Source organism: Pseudoalteromonas sp. SWYJ118 (assembly GCF_015864505.1).
Lineage (GTDB): Bacteria > Pseudomonadota > Gammaproteobacteria > Enterobacterales > Alteromonadaceae > Pseudoalteromonas > Pseudoalteromonas arctica.
Window position 1 is genome coordinate 1 of record NZ_JADYXC010000015.1, and the last position, 16,399, is coordinate 16,399.

The window sequence follows — 16,399 nt, forward strand, 5'->3', positions numbered from 1 at the left end:
TCAGGAAAGTCTCGAGATTGGACGATGATCAATGAAGTAAATTTAAATCCAGAGAAAAAAGAAGCAATGCGGGCGGCATAAAATTTAATTTGATGCGACAACTAACTTGAAAAACTCCGGTTATTCACAAAGAGGTTTAGAGGCGCTGCGTTTTTAGAGTAAGCATTAGTTTTACCTCCTCATTTTCTTCTCTTTCACTTCTCCTTGTGAGTAATATTTTTAAATACTGTTATTCACAAAGAGGTTTAGAGGCGCTGCGCTTTTAGAGTAAGCATTAGTTTTACCTTCTCATTTTCTTCTCTTTCACTTCTCCTTGTGAGTAATATTTTTAAATACTGTTATTCACAAAGAGGTTTAGAGACGCTGCGCTTTTAACGTGAGCAAGCTTTACATATCCAACACGTCTACTTTTCTCCCGTGGCGATGGGCAATGAATCACTTGCGCCCCACTCACTCCACGAACCATCATAAACGCTTAAATTACTGTAACCACACTCGGTAGCAAATAACGCTAAAACACAGGCTGTAATACCTGAGCCACAGCTAAATTGTAGCTGCTGCGCATCATCAACCACGTCATTAAATATCGCTTTAATTTCAGTAAGTGGTTTTGCTTCACCTTTATTGAGTAAATTCATAAAAGGTAACGAGCGACTATTTGGGATATGCCCGCTACGCATACCTTTTCGGGGTTCACTTTCTTCGCCTGTAAAACGCTTATAAGCACGTGCATCTAGCAATGCAGTGCTGGGCTCATCGATTACGTCAACCACTTGTTGGCTATTAATAAAATACGCAGAGTTATAGTTTGCCGTAAAATCACCTTTACCTGACGCTTTGCTATAACCTTGTTGTGTGGCGTAATCGCTCTCTAACCACTTTTTAAGGCCACCACTGAGTACTTTAACATTGTGATGCCCCATAGCTTTAAACATCCACCACGCTCTTGCTGCGCTAAATAAACCGCCATCTTCGTATACAACTATAAACGAGTCGTTATTTACACCTGCATTTTGCATCATGTGGGTAAACTGCTGCTCGCTGCATACCATACTTGGTAAGGGATTTGATCTATCGGCCAATTCGTTTTTTATGTCAAAACGTTTAGCGTTAGGCAGCATTGCTTGCGGCGAATAAGTACCCAAAACACCTGGGCGCAGCATACCTGCATCAAATATCACTAATGCAGGATTATTAAGTTGCTCGTGTAATTGCTGACAGCTAATTAGGTTTTTCATTAATTATTTAGCACTACATATTTTGTCTAATACGTTTCTTAATTTCGTACTAGATGTATGAGAGGTATAAGAGAAATAACATATTTCAACATTAAACTTTTTAAAGTCAGCTTCTATTTGGTTCCACTTATCGGTGCCCTTCCAATCATCACCCACGAACATTTTATCAAATTTTAAGTTGTTCCAGGCTTCTTCTTTGTCATAGTTAACCTGGGGAACAACTTCATCAACAAATTTTATTGCTTCAACTATTTCCATACGCTCCTGAAAAGGAATCACTGGCTCTTTATTTTTAGCTGACTTGCTTAACTCATCGGTAGTAATACCCACAATTAAGTAATCACACTCTAATTTGGCTCTTTTCAGAATATTTAAATGACCTATGTGGAATAAGTCAAAAACACCCGTTGTATATCCAATTTTTTTCATTTCTAAAGCCCAATTATAATTTAGAGTTTATAAATCCTTTTAGTAGTTCGATTACATCCAAATACTTTTGTAATAGTTATTTATTTTTTATTAAATATTGAACAATTCTGTTACTTGCTTTACCGTCCATTTTACCCGCTAACTTTTCTGATAAAGACAATCTAATATTAGCTAAGCTTTCTGGTTCAGCCAGTTGTTGTTCAACTAACTTTTTAAGGTTTTTATATTTTTTGGCGTGTATAGCAACATTCGCATACTCACCATAATCTTGATCCATTCGCTTTTTAAAACGATATGAAAATATTCCTTTGTATCCCCAACGCAACTTCAAAAAATCGCACCAAATGACCGGCTTGTTTAACAGAGCAAATTCAAATAAAGCTGATGATGCATCACTAATCAATAAATCTGCTTTATCTAAAAAAGGCACTAACGAATAATCTTCTACTTTTGCTAAATATACATTGGGATACGTTGACCAATGATCTAGCAATTTCACGTGTTTTTTATAACGCTCTTTACTAATAGAAAAGTAATGAGGTTTTATTAAGATGTTGTAATCGCCAAAATGTTCCGGCCAATTTTCAGGAAATAACTCTAAGCTGCTTGGATAAAATGTAGGAGCGTATAAAATAGTTTGTTTTTTATTATCAAAGTTAGTTAATTCTAACGTGCCATCAATTTTTTCCTTATTGAAAATAGGGTCTAATTTGCAAAAGCCTACATCAACAAATTCATCATTTGGATACATTGATTTTAAACGGTTTAGTCTGTACTGACCTTCAACAAACCTAACTGTCATTGCTTGACTAGACTTAGTATAGTAACTTGATTTAGGGCCTATTCCATGTCCGAGCTGAGCGCTTTTAGATACTTTATGTAAGCGGTCTAGGTAACAAAAAGAGTTAGCAAAAAAAACCCAATCAGCTTTTTCATTTTCGTAATAAGCAATTGATTGTTGTTGTTCGTTAACCCAGATGTGCTCTAAGTCATAGTCATCTATAACACGCTGAATTAAATGTTCATGGCTATTTTTATAAAATACAAATTTACTTTTGATGCCATTTCTACATAATTCTTTATATACAGGGATATACTGAGGGAGATAGTAAAGGCTTTGTGTATCAAAAATTATATTCATATAGGATCACTATTATTTTTTCTTTATATTCTACCTTGAAAGGAGCATAACAAAAACAAAGTGATTATATTTTTATAATTTCACTACGAAGTGGCGCCATTCTAGAAAGAATATCGTTTTGTAAGCTATGGCTAATATTTTGCTCATTCATTGCATTTATAAGCAAATCAACAACATGATTAAAATCTTTCTCTGTAATATGCATACCAGTATGAATAGCCACCATAGAGTCGCCATCGTATGTACATGGGCCTTCTACTAACATGCACATATGAGTAATAAACCCTTGGCGAAAGTACGCTATATTACTGTGTTCAAAGTAATGAATTATCTGCTCGTCATTACCTATTTGATAGATAAAGCTATCAACAATTCTGCCTATCCCCGCTTTACCATCGAGCTTTTGATAAAGCGATAATTGTGTTGAGCTAGCACAACTACAAAGCAATCCTACGCATACTATAAAAATACCAACGCTTTTCATTACCAATACCCTGTTACCGATAAATACCAACCTGTTTGATCGTCAGCCCCTGCAATGCTTCCTAAATCAAGGTAAGCCGCTGTCACACTTACGTGCTTATTAGGCATCCATGCTACAAATAAGTCTTTCCAATCTTGTTCGCCTAAGTTTAAGTTATTTGATTTTTGACGATACTCAACACCTACGGCTACTTCACGACTAAAAAATATAGCTGTGCTGCCTTCAAATAGCACTTTACCACTACCATTTTCTCCACCGTAGCCAAGCAAACCAAGTTGATTAGCTTCGCTGTATCGTGTAGTTACGTTCCAAAACCAGTTATAACCAGCAATGGCCCCTAAATGTAATTTACTAGCAGCGAGGTAATAGTCAGTGCCGCTAGTATCTTCTGCGCCTACAAGTGCTGCAATACTGCCATCATCCAGTGATTTATGCTGAATACCTAAGCTAAGTTGTGGCCAATCACTGTAAACAATATCACCGTATAAACGTATTTTAGCACCTGTAATTGATTGCTCTATTTCAGCATCAAGTGCTGGTACATCAAAGCGCTGTTGGGCATAACTGAGCTCAACACGATTAAATAAATTAAGTTGTGCACCACATACGTCAAGTGTGTAGTCGGTTACATCTGCGCGGCTACAAAAGCCATTTACCGAAAATTCGTCATCACTTGCGTACCCAGCAAGTTGTGCCCACGGTACAATACCACCGCCGCCACTGCCTTCAATTTGAGAAACGCCCGGCGTAGCTAGCAGTTTTCCATTGCTTGCAATGCTCGGTACACTAATTATTAAAAACAAACTTGCTAATAAGTATTTAATTTTTTTCATAGTATTCCTCCAGCCATTCTTCTAATAGTTCTGCTTTTAAAGGCCTACTTAAGTAATAGCCTTGTGCATGGTCACACTGCATACCTCTAAGTAAATTTAATGAGCCAAGTGTTTCAACCCCCTCAGCTACAACCGAGAAACCTAGCTGATGCCCCAACGTAATTGATGATTGCACTATAAATTGATCTTTTTGCGATTCATCAAGTTTTAGGATAAAGCACTTATCTAGCTTAAGCTCATCAATCGGTAACATTTTTAATCGACCAAGTGATGTTTGCCCTACACCATAATCATCTAATGATATTTTAACGCCAATTGCCTTTAGGTTTTCGAGCGCTTTAATACCTTTTTCTTCGTTTTCGATCATATCGCGCTCAGTAAGCTCAATAGTAATCAGCTTAGGATCTACTTTGTACTTTTTAAGCGTACGAACTAATGCAGCATGAAAGCCCGGAAATGCTATATCTTGCGCAGATACATTTATTGCAGCCTGTAAGTTTATATTTTTAGACTGCCAATCCGCTACTTGTGCTACAACCGTATTAACAACCCACCCTGTAAGCTCAACAATAAGGCCCGACTGCTCAGCTAAGTCAATAAACAGTTCAGGATTAACCCAACTACCATCTTTTCGCTGCCAGCGAATAAGCGACTCAACTTTATCTATTTTTTGCGTTTTCATGTGTAATTTTGGCTGATAGGTCATAAATAGCTGACCATCATCATCACTAATTGCCTGCTTTAATTCATCAAGCATTATTAAGCGCTCTAAGTGCGCCTCGTCTTCACCATTTTGATAATAATGTATGCTCTCTTGTGTGTTTGCAGCACTTTCAACAGCAATTAGCACGCGGCGCATTAAGTCATCACTTGCAATTCCTTGCGTAGGATACTGCACAATGCCCGCACTAAAGCGTAAGTTAATTTTTAGTTTTTGAATGGTGTAGCACGCTTGTAATTGTGCCATTAAGCCAACAATACCGCTTTTGTGTTCGCGCGCTGCCGCAGTCGGAAACACAGTTAAAAACTCATCGCCGCCAATACGAGCATGAAAGCCCCCTAACTCATCCGAAAACTCACTTATCCTGCAAGCAACCGCCTTTAGGCAGTCATCACCAATGCGCGGACCGAGCTTATCGTTTATATGGCGAAGACCTTTGATGTCTATTGCAACGAGCGTGTACTCGGCTGATGAATCTAACTCTTCATCAAGCACCTCAAGCATGGCTGAGCGGTTATAAAAGCCTGTTAGGGAGTCGTGTCTGGCTTGAAAGCTAATTTGTTGCTCGCGCTGATTAATATCATTACCCATGCTATCAAACGCTGCGACTAGCGTGTCTATTTCGGTACTTTGCCTTCGCCCTTTAAATTCAAAAGCATAATTACCTTGTGCAAATTGCCTTGCTATTACAGCTAGTTGAGTAAGTGGCGTAGTTAAGTTATTTGCAAATATGCTGCTCGTAATAACACCTACAAACATAGTTAAAATAGCTAAAATAATAAGTGTAAAAAGAAGTTTTTCGAAGTCACTATAACTTTGTGTTAAGTCGGCGCTCAGTAAAATAATTATAGGATGGGTCAACAACGATGGTAAATCTATATCTCGGTTACGATACACCAAATACTCACCAAAAAAACGCGATGTGGTTACGGTACTAAAATAGCTAACAGGTTCAAATTGCTCAGGGCGATTAGCTAATGAACTAATAACAATATCGTCAGCGCTACCTATAAAGCTCACATCCATGCCTGTTAAGCTTTTTAGTTCATGGGCTACATTGTCATCAATTTTAAAACCCACCAAACTATAGGCCACTGTACGTGGCGCTCTTACGGGTAATAAAATAATTTGGTAAAGCTCGTTATTTAGCACCACAAAACTAGACTCTTCTGGCGCACTTAAAAGCTCTTCCATTAACGGCTTTAAGTTATGTGCAAAAGCGTCTTCGTCAGTATTGGCGGAAATTAGCCTACCCGATAAATCAAGTAGCAGCATTAATTCGGCATCAATACGTTGGCTATGATTAAACAACACACTGCTTATTGTCCCGGCATCCCGCGTTGCTACAGCTTGCTTAAAACCAAAGTCGGAGGTGAGTACTTTTGCTGCGGTTAGTAGTAGGCTTTCTTTTGATTTTAAATATTGCTTATAAACATTTTGCGCTACGGTAATGTCTTGATTTACTTTTTCTTCTTGAAACTTACTCGTAGACCACCAAAAACTAAACAAGCTGACCATAGTGGTTAATAACACTAAGCCAACACATAAAATGGTTATGCGATTTCGTAAACTATTAGTCATTACCAGCCTTAAACTTACTACCAAAGGTATTTCTAGGTGCTGGGGTCGATGTGTTTACTGTTATCTGTAACTGTTTTTGAGAATTAATTGTTATCATTTTTTTATTCTCCAATGGCGCTGTTTGTAAAGGGTGCCACACACTCACTTGTGCAGGCAGCGTATTAATAGGCAAACTAACATAGCCTTTTTTATCTGTTTTATATACGGATTCACTACTCGCTACATAGATATAGCCAACCATAGAGTCATGAATATTACACCCTAAAACAACAACCCCTTGTTGCTCAAACGTAATGGGCTCTTTTGGTTGCCCTGAATATAATCTTAGTTGAAAAGGCTTAGCTTGTGAAAAAGAATAAACATGATGGCGAATATTATCGCTGTTAGGAAAGTTAACTTTTTGACCCTGTTGTACAACTAATAATTCGGGTAAAAACTGCTTATGGACTTGATCCATTATAGCAATGGGCAAATTTGATGGTGTGGCTTGTTTGTCAGCAATATTAAGCTCAACCACTGCACCTGATAACTTTTGGCCGTGTTGATCTTCTATTACTAATTCAATATTCGCACTTAAAGCAAACTGACTAAAAAACAAACCTATAGCTAAAAAGTAATGACTTTTAGCAAACTTTTGCAATGCCCGCTCAAACATAACAACACCTAAATATTAATGTTAGGTTAAGTTAATTAGAGACGAGCACTAATTGCAAGAATTATAGCCCAGTAACTAAAAATAAAGACTTAGTTACTGGCTTTGTTAGCACTTAAGTGCTGCTATTTAACAATTAATCCGTAATCGTTATCTAAAATAGTAATGACTTCTTGACGAGGATTCTCTGGGATCACAATATCTTTACCTACAATTTTGCTCGCTATGCCAACATAGGTATTTGACACTTCAAGCATTACTGATTCTGGTAAAATATAATCTTTTGCTAATTGCTCACGCTCTCTCATGCGATCTTTATTTAATAATACGTCGCTCTCTGGCACATTATTAATAAGTAATTGGCGAAAACCTTCTTTAGAATTTTCAACAATTTTACCATTTTTGTATGCTGCTTCATCCCAAATACGTGACGAATCAGGCGTGCCTACTTCATCAATATATATAAGCTGTTGCGCGCCATTTAAATCCTCTACATAACCAAACTCAAATTTTGTATCTACAAAAATTTGGTTAAGCTTCGCTAGCTCATCACTAATTAATTTAAAACCTTCAACTAACAGTTTTTCGTATTTGGTTACGTCATCTGCCGATTTAAAGTTAAATACATCTAAGTTATTAGTAATGTTAGCGCGAGTTATATTTACATCATCAACTGGCGGAATATCAGCAACGCCTTCAATAATACCTTTTGTTGATGGCGTAATTAAAACGTTATCAAGCTTTTGGTTCGCTTTTAAATCCTCTGGCAAGTCAATACCACAAAAGTTACGTATGCCTTTAGCGTAGTCACGCCACATGCTACCCGTAATATATTGGCGAGCAATTGCCTCTACTTTTACTGTACTGGCTTTGCGTACAATCCACACATACGGATGCGGAATATCAACAATATGATTACCCGCAAGACCCGCTTTATCAAATAACTTAAACCAATGGGCTGCCACTGAGTTTAACGCTATACCTTTACCTGGTACGCCATTTAAGCCATTTTCACCTTGCCAAATGCAATCAAATGCAGAAATTCGGTCTGAAATAACCATAATCGCAAGCTCAGTACCTGTCGGTACTTGGTAGCCTTTGTCTTTAATTAATCGTGCGCTGTCTTCATCAGTTAACCAATAAACCGAACGAACTTTACCGCTGTGTACTTCACCTTTGGTACGAATGGGTAAATCATCGTTTACGTCTAAAACTTTATAGCTAGTCATGCTATCTCCGGGGTTAGGGATGCTCTTTGAGCAAAGTATGGTATGGGGTTATATGGGCTGTATAATAATCTAGCCAACCTCAAAGCTCAATCGGATGCTTAAAACAAATAAAGGCATATATTTATAAGCGAGTCGCAATGGGGTAAACTTAATGTGCCAACCAGCCTGAGGAGATAGCTTGAACTACTTAACTGCCACTAAAAATAAAAAATACTTGATGTATATTTCTCAAAATTATTCATATGCTATTTTGAGGCCTATTCAGGCTGCAATATTAGCTCATGGTGGTGAAGTGCGCTGGTTTTTACAAGGTTTGGCAGTCAATCCTAATTTTTTAAAAAAAGAAGAAAAACGGCTTAATACAATAGAAGATATTCACGAATGGAAACCCGATGCAACGTTTGCACCGGCTAATTTAATACCCACTTTTTTCCCTGGTATCAAAGTAGGTGTGTTTCATGGCTTTGATGCAGGTAAGCTAGATAAAAAAGGGAATAACGATCATCTTAAAGCTAGAGGTTGTTTCGATCTGTATTGTACACAAGGCCCAAATACAACAATCCCATTTAAAGCCTTACAAAGAAAACTAGGCTATTTCAAGGTAACAGAAACTGGCTGGCCTCCTCTTGACCGATTATTTGATGGCATCACCGAAACGCCTTATACAAATAAATCAGACACCCGACTAACCTTATTAATCTGCTCTACATTTTCAAAGCGACTATCGCTTGCACCAAAGCTATATGAGCAAATAAAACATTTTAGTGAAACCGGAAAATGGCGAATTTTAATGCAATTTCATCCAAAAATGCCAACTGAATTGGTGAGCAAATATAAGGCATTAAGCAATCAAAATTTAACGTTTATTGAGACCGACGACGTAGTCCCTTTATTAAAATCAGCCGATGTTATGTTATGCGATACATCATCAGTACTTTTAATGTTTTTAGTCCAACGAAAACCTGTGGTCACCTTTTGTAATAATGCTCCTGAGGAACACCTACTTAATGTAACAGACCCTAATAAAGTTGAAGAAGCCTTAGAGCAGGCTTTCACGTACCCTAAAACACTTATGAAAAACATTGAAAACTATTGCCAAGAGCTTCATCCATATACTGATGGGCAGTCGAGTGAACGCGTAGTTGCTGCAACAAATGAGTTTTTATTAAGTGAAGATAAACTAAAACCTAAGCCATTTAATATTATTAGGCAATTTAAAACGCGCAGAAACCTCAATTATTGGAAATGGTAAAATAAAGTAATGATCAACCTAAAAAACGTAACTTTTAAGTGGCATAAAAGCGATAGCTCACCCACGCTCAACATAAAAGAGTTAGTTATAGAAAAAGGTGAGCATATTTTTTTACACGGTCCTAGTGGCTCAGGTAAATCGACATTGTTAGCGATTCTTGCTGGTATTAATACAGCCACCAGCGGTGAGGTATCAATTTTAGACCAAAACCTAACTACATTAAGCAATACTACCCGTGATGTTTTTAGAGCGGATCACATTGGCTACATTTTTCAAAACTTTAACCTGCTTCCTTATTTAACTCCTATTGAAAATATAACGCTTGGGTGTGAGTTTTCAAAAAGCCGAAAACAAAAAATATTAAAGCAATCATCAAATAAAAACTCTGCCTTACAAAAAGAAGCGATGCGGTTATTAAATGCTTTAGGTCTTACTGCGCAGTATCACCATAAAGATGTAGCGACATTGAGTATTGGACAGCAACAGCGCGTTGCTGCCGCTCGCGCATTTATAGGCAGCCCTGAATTAATAATTGCTGATGAGCCCACATCTGCACTCGATACAAATAACCGTGAAAGCTTTATAAACCTACTGTTTGAGCAGGCAACGTTATCTAATAGTACGCTGGTATTTGTGAGCCACGATGAAACACTAAAGCCTTTATTTGACCGCTCCATTGACCTTATAAGCTTGCAGGAACAAGTATGATTCTCGCTAAACTTGCTTACAAAAGCTTATTAAACCGCCGCGCAAGTGTACTGCTTACATTATTTACTATCGCAATTAGTGTAATGCTACTTTTAAGTATTGAACGTGTACGAATTGATGCTAAAAGTAGTTTTAGTAATACTATTTCGGGCACTGATTTAATTGTTGGTGCACGTACCGGCGACATACAGTTGCTGCTTTCGTCAGTATTTAGAATCGGCCATACTAATAACGGCGTAAGCTGGAAAAGTTATGAATACATAACCAGTCAGCGAGGCGTAAAATGGAGCATACCTATAAGCCTAGGCGACAGCCATAAAGGCCAAGCGGTACTAGGCACAACACTTGATTATTTTAGCCATTATCGCTTTGCAAAAAAACAAAATTTAACCTTTAATAAAGGCCACCCTTTTGCTGCAATTAACGAAGTGGTGCTAGGTAGTGAAGTCGCTAATAAATTAGGTTATAAACTTAACGACTCTATTGTTATATCGCACGGTATGGGGAACACCAGCTTTCATCATCATGACGACAACCCATTTAAAATCGTCGGTATTTTAAATCCAACAGGCACGCCTGTTGATAAAACATTACATATACCTTTAGCTGCAATAGATTTAATTCACGGCGGATCAAGTCCAGTTCACGCTGAACACGCTGAACACGCTGAACACGCTGAACACGCTGAACACGCTGAACACGCTGAACACGCTGAACACGCTGAACACGAAAAGCATAATGATTTAACAGGTCATCCTAAACAAATTACGGCATTTTTAATGGGGTTTAATTCGCCTTTATACACACTACAAATTAGGCGCAATATAAATCAATATAAGCAAGAAGCCCTGCTTGGCATTATGCCAACCGTAACACTTAAAGAGTTATGGGAAATGCTCGCCATAGTAGAAAAAATACTTTTGCTATTCTCAGCTGTTGTCGTGTTAATTAGCCTACTTGGCATGCTAACGACATTGCTCGCAAACCTGAGTCAGCGTCATCGCGAACTTGCTATATTACGTTCGGTAGGCGCTCGCCCTTGGCATTTATTTACACTTATAAGTATTGAGTCACTACTGACCACTTTACTTGGTTGCCTAGCAGGTAGTGTGCTTTACTATTTAGCTATTTTTTCAGCCGGCGGTTACTTACAAAGTCATGCCGGTATAAGCGTAAATATCACAATACTCTCTTACTATGAACTGGGCTTAATCGGCGTTATTATGGCAGCCGGTTTTATTATTGGCTTAATACCCGCTACTCGCGCTTATTTTTATTCACTCAGCGATGGTATGAGTATAAAAGCATAATTTTTAGGGATTTTATGACATTTTTTAAAACAGCTTTTCAGTACATTGCTGCTATTGGCTTATTATTTATAAGCGTAGCGAGTTATGCTAATCCACCAAAAGAAATTTTTTGGGAAGACTTAATCCCTAAAAACCACGTGCAAATAGACACTCAAGCACAAGCTAATCACCAAGGTAGTGATCAAAACTGGGTGCAACCCGATTTAGATGCTCCAGTGGTAAAGGCACTTGATGGCCAATCGGTGAGTTTGCCTGGTTTTGTTGTGCCACTTGAGGGCGATAGCGAAGTAATTACCGAGTTTTTACTCGTTCCTTATTTTGGCGCCTGTATACACGTACCACCACCACCGCCAAATCAAATAGTCCATGTAACAATTAAAGGTGGAGTACCAATAGATAGCCTATACGACGCAATTGTCGTGACCGGAATAATTAGTACAGAAACATGGTCGGGCGAAATAGCGCAGGTAGGATATAAAATGAAAGCGGTCGGTGTAGCACCGTTCGAGCTTTAAAATAAAGGGCCAGCTTTTAAAGCTGGCCCTTAAATATCATTAAATTTAGAATCGATAAAATTTAAATAACTGAATACTCAAATAACTAGGGCGTGTTGATCTTTGTGGATTGAAATTTGTTCAATCTAGGGGCGATTTAATCGCGGCGCGAGGTTTGTAACCTAGCGGGCTAAGTAAAAATCGAGCAACAAAGAGTTAATCGTCCCTAGAAAGAATCCAAAGGACAGCGCATGTTTGGCATTTATTCTGCGTTATCGCCAATTTATGGGGAATAACCACACTACATAGGCTCTACCTTGCCTAAATACCAAACAGTCTGCTGCAAAATTAATCACGAAAGGTCAACACGCCCTGGATAACTACTTTTGGCAATTTGAGCAAAAAATAGTACTGCGCTGCCCCAATCTAATTTCTTCCAATTCGTTTTCGCACGTCATACATGGCTTGCCTTTACGCCCATATACTAATAACTCTTGAGCAAAATACCCTGGCTTACCATCACTTTGTGCAAAGTCTTTAAGCGTTGTACCACCTTGCATAATAGCCGCAGCAAGCGTGTCTTTTATAATAGGGATAAGTGCTTGATAACGTTTGAGCGATACTTTTCCCGCTTCTCGCTTTGGATGTATACCCGCTTTAAATAACGATTCATTCGCGTAAATATTACCAACTCCAACCACCACTGCGTTATCCATAATAAACTGCTTTACGGGTACTTTTTTATTGCGCGATTGTTCGTACACGCGTTTAGCAAAAAAGTCATCGGTAAGCGGCTCAGGGCCAAGCTTAGAGAGTAGCTTATGCACTTCACCTGGCTCTTGCCATAAGCAACAACCAAAGCGACGAGGATCGTTTAAGCGCAGTGCTTTACCGTTGCCAAAAATAAACTCAACATGGTCATGTTTTTTAAGCGGCTCACTTTTATCTACAACACGTAAATTACCCGACATACCCAAGTGTAAAATAGTGCTGCCCAGTTCACAGTGTAAAAGTAAATATTTAGCTCGTCGTTCAATACTAGTAACAATTAGCCCTTCAAGCTGATACACGTCATCAGGCACTGGCCAGCGCATACTGGCATTATAAATATTTACCTTAGTAACTACTTGGTTTTGTACGTGGGGAGTGATGCCCATTCGGCTCACTTCTACCTCTGGTAATTCAGGCATTAATTAGACTCACTTTGTGAAAAATCAAAACTAGGAAATAACTGCTGTGCAGTTTTTAAATCGAGTGCGAGTATTCGTTGGCTACTCTTTTCGAGTAAGTAATATTGCCCATCGCCTTTATAAAGCAAATAAACCCAAGGTAAACTCTCGCCAGCCAACTCAAATGCAGCAACATATAAAGGTTCATTAGGATTAAAAACAACAGATTCGTTAACGCCCATTAACTGCGCGCTTTGCCACTGATTAATTAAATCACTAAGTTGCTGCTCAGATGCTTGCCACACAAGCGGTATGTCTTTTTGTAGTGGGGTTGTACGCCAGCTTGTTCCTATTCGCTCAATTTTTTGATCAACAAATTGCAGTGTCAGTACAAAACTTTGCTGGGGGAGTACGGCTTGTAATGTTGGTTTATCCTCCCCTCCCAAAAGTTGCTTATGCCAGCCATTTAAGAAGAAGATCATAATCAACATCGAAAATATTATAACGTTGTTCCAACCTTTACGGCCCAGTCGCATATTAATACACCTAGTAAATTCAAGATTTTAAAGTGTAACTAAAACTTAATTGCGCTGTCTATATGTTAAAGGCCGCAGACTTTGTTAGAATATCGGCAAATTTAAAGGAGTTCCGTCAATGTCTATGTATGTAGTGGGCCATAAAATCCCAGATTCAGATTCTATTTGTGGTGCAATTGCACTGGCTTATTTAAAAAACCAAATCGATGAGCCTGCAATTCCAACTCGTCTTGGTGAAATTTCACCTGAAACTCAATTTATCCTTGATAAATTTGGCTTCGAAGCACCAGAGCTTAAATTAAGCTACGCGGGTGAAGATGTGTATATTGTAGATCACACAGAAAAAACACAAGCACCCGATGATATCGACCAAGCTCGCGTTGTTGGCGTGGTAGATCACCACAAATTAGGTGACTTAACATCATCTACTCCGCTTGAATGCTGGATTCGTCCTGTTGGTTGTTCAAACACTATTATTAAAATGATGTACGACTTCTACAGCGTAGAAATCCCTAAAGACATCGCGGGTATTATGATGTGTGCAATTTTAAGCGACACCGTCATATTTAAATCACCAACATGTACCACTGCCGATATTAAATGTGTTGAAGCGCTTGCTGAAATTGCAGGTATCGAGGACTTTAAAGAACTTGGTATGGATATGTTCCGCGTTAAATCTGCGGTAGAAGACACACCAGCACGTGATTTAGTAATGCGTGACTTTAAAGACTTCAACATGAACGGTAACCTGGTAGGCATTGGCCAACTAGAAGTAATCGACCTTGCTGTTTTTGACGATATTAAAGCGGACCTTGCAGCCGATATTGCTAAGCTAAAAGTTGAGGGCAACCGCCACTCGGTATTTTTACTGCTTACCGATATAATGAAAGAAGGCTCAGAAATGCTAATTGTATCTGACGATGCAAACTTAGTTGAGCAGGCTTACGGTGTAAAACCAGAGAATGATAAAGTATGGTTAGATGGTGTACTGAGCCGTAAAAAGCAAGTAGTTCCACCACTACAAGATGCATTCACAAAAATCTAATGATACCAATTTTATTAAAAACATGATTATTTTATCGCATTAAATAGCTCACTAATTTAATGTTATTGGTATAACGTTTTTTGATTTAAAGCCTTGTTGGTTATGCCAACGAGGTTTTTTTATATCAATTCACTGATCATATTTTTAAAAACAAAAAACCCAGCCTAGGCTGGGTTTTTAAATTCTAAAAGAACTAAAATTACTTAATTTTAGCTTCTTTAAAAAGAACATGTTTACGAATCTTTGGATCAAACTTTTTGATTTCCATCTTCTCAGGCATGTTACGTTTGTTTTTGTCAGTAGTGTAGAAAAAACCAGTACCGGCAGTTGAAACTAAACGGATTTTATCGCGCATGATTCAGATCCTTAAACTTTAACGCCGCGAGCACGGATTTCTGTAAGAACCGTGTCGATGCCTTTTTTATCGATAATACGCATACCTTTAGTAGTAGTGCGTAATGTTACAAAACGTTTTTCACTTTCAACCCAAAAACGGTGTGTTTGTAGGTTAGGTAGGAAACGACGTCTAGTCGCGTTTCTCGCGTGTGAACGGTGATTACCAACCGCAGGACGCTTACCTGTAACTTGACATACTTTAGACATGTCTATATATCTCCAATAACTTCGCTCGAGCTTAATTTAATCTAAGGCCGTGTATTTCCGCCCTAGAGATAAATCGAAGGGCGCTCTTTATACAGCTTTTACAGGCAAAGATCAAACACTGATCTATCCAATCAGCTCATATATGTAAATTTGATAGCGGCTAATTATAAAGATCGAATGCCCTTAGGGAAAGTAAAAACTGCATTTAAATTAAACTAATTTGCCAAAACACGTTAAACAGCTCATTTTTAACACACTTCTGTATCTAACAAAGCTAAATCAGGCCTCGCTCGGCAAACGAAACACACGTTTCTCCGCCCACAATGATGTGATCGAGCACACTTATGTCGACCAATTGCAGTGCTTGCTGTAATTTATTAGTAATAAGTTTGTCTGCTTGGCTCGGTTCTGCAATACCACTTGGATGATTATGCGCAAAAATAACAGCGGCTGCATTATTTTTAAGGGCAGCCTTTACCACTTCACGCGGATAAACACTGGCAGAATTAATTGTGCCATAAAAAAGTATCTCGTCTTTTACTAATCTATTTTGGCTATCTAGGTATAACACCATAAATACTTCTTGCTGCAAGCCTCGCATTTGAATGGTCAGATAATCGTAAACTGAGTTTGGCGAATTAAACACGGCGTCTCGTTGGCAACGCTCCTGCATATAACGTTGGCTTAGCTCTAACACAGCTTGTAGCTGTACATATTTAGCAGTCCCTAACCCCTTTTGAGAGCAAAACTCTTCAATACTGGCATTAAACAAATTATGCAGTGTTTTATTCTCGTTTAATAAATGCTGAGCCAACTCAATAACATTCATTCCCGGTAACCCTGTTCGTAAAAATATGGCAAGAAGCTCTGCATCGCTGAGCGCCTTAGCCCCTTTCGCGATCAATTTTTCACGAGGTCGCAGTGAGTTTGGTAGTGAAGTAAGTTGCATTATTCATCCTTGAGAGGCGAAAGTG

General features: G+C 38.4%; 18 protein-coding genes. 5 read left to right on the forward strand and 13 right to left on the reverse strand.

Features of this window, described 5'->3' with window-relative positions:
• Window positions 1–404: 404 nt before the first annotated feature.
• The 8 genes from I6F48_RS13845 to I6F48_RS13880 all read right to left on the reverse strand — a co-directional run bounded on the left by I6F48_RS13845 (window position 405) and on the right by I6F48_RS13880 (window position 8,308).
• Entirely contained in the window at window positions 405–1,238 is an 834-nt protein-coding gene (locus I6F48_RS13845; protein WP_165740338.1) for a sulfurtransferase, read from the reverse strand.
• A gap of 3 nt (window positions 1,239–1,241) precedes the next feature.
• Entirely contained in the window at window positions 1,242–1,667 is a 426-nt protein-coding gene (locus I6F48_RS13850) for an adenylyltransferase/cytidyltransferase family protein (RefSeq protein ID WP_004335499.1), read from the reverse strand.
• Window positions 1,668–1,743: 76 nt separating this feature from the next.
• Window positions 1,744–2,808 carry a CDP-glycerol glycerophosphotransferase family protein gene (locus I6F48_RS13855; RefSeq protein WP_165727179.1) on the reverse strand — a complete coding sequence of 355 codons (1,065 nt, stop codon included), beginning with the start codon at window positions 2,806–2,808 and terminating at the stop codon, window positions 1,744–1,746.
• 64 nt (window positions 2,809–2,872) lie between these two features.
• Entirely contained in the window at window positions 2,873–3,292 is a 420-nt protein-coding gene (locus I6F48_RS13860) for a group I truncated hemoglobin (RefSeq protein ID WP_197119666.1), read from the reverse strand.
• Window positions 3,292–4,125, reverse strand: coding sequence for a DUF3034 family protein (locus I6F48_RS13865; RefSeq protein ID WP_165740335.1), 834 nt, complete (start codon window positions 4,123–4,125; stop codon window positions 3,292–3,294). Before I6F48_RS13865 ends, I6F48_RS13860 begins: the two co-directional genes overlap by 1 nt.
• Entirely contained in the window at window positions 4,112–6,427 is a 2,316-nt protein-coding gene (locus I6F48_RS13870) for a bifunctional diguanylate cyclase/phosphodiesterase (RefSeq protein ID WP_197119667.1), read from the reverse strand. The genes I6F48_RS13865 and I6F48_RS13870 overlap by 14 nt, the downstream gene beginning before the upstream one ends.
• Window positions 6,420–7,082 carry a methylamine utilization protein gene (locus tag I6F48_RS13875; protein ID WP_007581955.1) on the reverse strand — a complete coding sequence of 221 codons (663 nt, stop codon included), beginning with the start codon at window positions 7,080–7,082 and terminating at the stop codon, window positions 6,420–6,422. Before I6F48_RS13875 ends, I6F48_RS13870 begins: the two co-directional genes overlap by 8 nt.
• 122 nt (window positions 7,083–7,204) lie before the next feature.
• Window positions 7,205–8,308: a phosphoribosylaminoimidazolesuccinocarboxamide synthase gene (locus I6F48_RS13880; RefSeq protein ID WP_197119668.1), complete on the reverse strand. Its 1,104-nt coding sequence runs from the start codon at window positions 8,306–8,308 to the stop codon at window positions 7,205–7,207.
• Between the two features lie 178 nt (window positions 8,309–8,486).
• Between I6F48_RS13880 and I6F48_RS13885 the strand changes: the two genes are divergently transcribed.
• Genes I6F48_RS13885 through I6F48_RS13900 form a run of 4 tightly spaced genes read left to right on the forward strand, consistent with a single transcriptional unit; the run spans window position 8,487 to window position 12,093 of the window.
• A complete protein-coding gene (locus tag I6F48_RS13885) occupies window positions 8,487–9,560 on the forward strand; it encodes a CDP-glycerol glycerophosphotransferase family protein (protein WP_197119669.1) in 1,074 nt (357 codons plus the stop codon).
• Between the two features lie 9 nt (window positions 9,561–9,569).
• Complete coding sequence (locus I6F48_RS13890; protein ID WP_165727173.1) at window positions 9,570–10,268, forward strand: ABC transporter ATP-binding protein; 699 nt, start codon at window positions 9,570–9,572, stop codon at window positions 10,266–10,268.
• Window positions 10,265–11,578 (forward strand): ABC transporter permease, encoded by a 1,314-nt coding sequence (locus I6F48_RS13895; RefSeq protein WP_197119670.1) that lies wholly within the window; start codon window positions 10,265–10,267, stop codon window positions 11,576–11,578. The genes I6F48_RS13890 and I6F48_RS13895 overlap by 4 nt, the downstream gene beginning before the upstream one ends.
• 14 nt (window positions 11,579–11,592) lie before the next feature.
• Window positions 11,593–12,093, forward strand: a complete 501-nt coding sequence (locus tag I6F48_RS13900; RefSeq protein WP_165727171.1) for a DUF3299 domain-containing protein — start codon at window positions 11,593–11,595, stop codon at window positions 12,091–12,093.
• A 359-nt stretch (window positions 12,094–12,452) separates the two neighbouring features.
• Here the strand turns inward: I6F48_RS13900 and mutM are convergent, their stop codons facing one another.
• Entirely contained in the window at window positions 12,453–13,262 is an 810-nt protein-coding gene (gene mutM, locus I6F48_RS13905; protein ID WP_007581941.1) for a bifunctional DNA-formamidopyrimidine glycosylase/DNA-(apurinic or apyrimidinic site) lyase, read from the reverse strand.
• The gene (locus I6F48_RS13910; RefSeq protein ID WP_197119671.1) at window positions 13,262–13,777 is read right to left on the reverse strand and encodes a hypothetical protein; all 516 of its coding nucleotides are present in this window, start codon (window positions 13,775–13,777) and stop codon (window positions 13,262–13,264) included. Before I6F48_RS13910 ends, mutM begins: the two co-directional genes overlap by 1 nt.
• Before the next feature lie 118 nt (window positions 13,778–13,895).
• Between I6F48_RS13910 and I6F48_RS13915 the strand changes: the two genes are divergently transcribed.
• Entirely contained in the window at window positions 13,896–14,822 is a 927-nt protein-coding gene (locus I6F48_RS13915) for a manganese-dependent inorganic pyrophosphatase (RefSeq protein WP_101216007.1), read from the forward strand.
• 199 nt (window positions 14,823–15,021) lie between these two features.
• Here I6F48_RS13915 and rpmG read toward each other — a convergent pair whose 3' ends face one another.
• The 3 genes from rpmG to radC form a co-directional block, all read right to left on the reverse strand.
• Window positions 15,022–15,177, reverse strand: coding sequence for a 50S ribosomal protein L33 (gene rpmG, locus I6F48_RS13920; RefSeq protein WP_004335545.1), 156 nt, complete (start codon window positions 15,175–15,177; stop codon window positions 15,022–15,024).
• A gap of 11 nt (window positions 15,178–15,188) precedes the next feature.
• Window positions 15,189–15,425, reverse strand: coding sequence for a 50S ribosomal protein L28 (gene rpmB / locus I6F48_RS13925; RefSeq protein ID WP_004335549.1), 237 nt, complete (start codon window positions 15,423–15,425; stop codon window positions 15,189–15,191).
• Between the two features lie 274 nt (window positions 15,426–15,699).
• A complete protein-coding gene (radC, locus tag I6F48_RS13930) occupies window positions 15,700–16,374 on the reverse strand; it encodes a RadC family protein (RefSeq protein WP_024598926.1) in 675 nt (224 codons plus the stop codon).
• Window positions 16,375–16,399 lie beyond the last annotated feature (25 nt).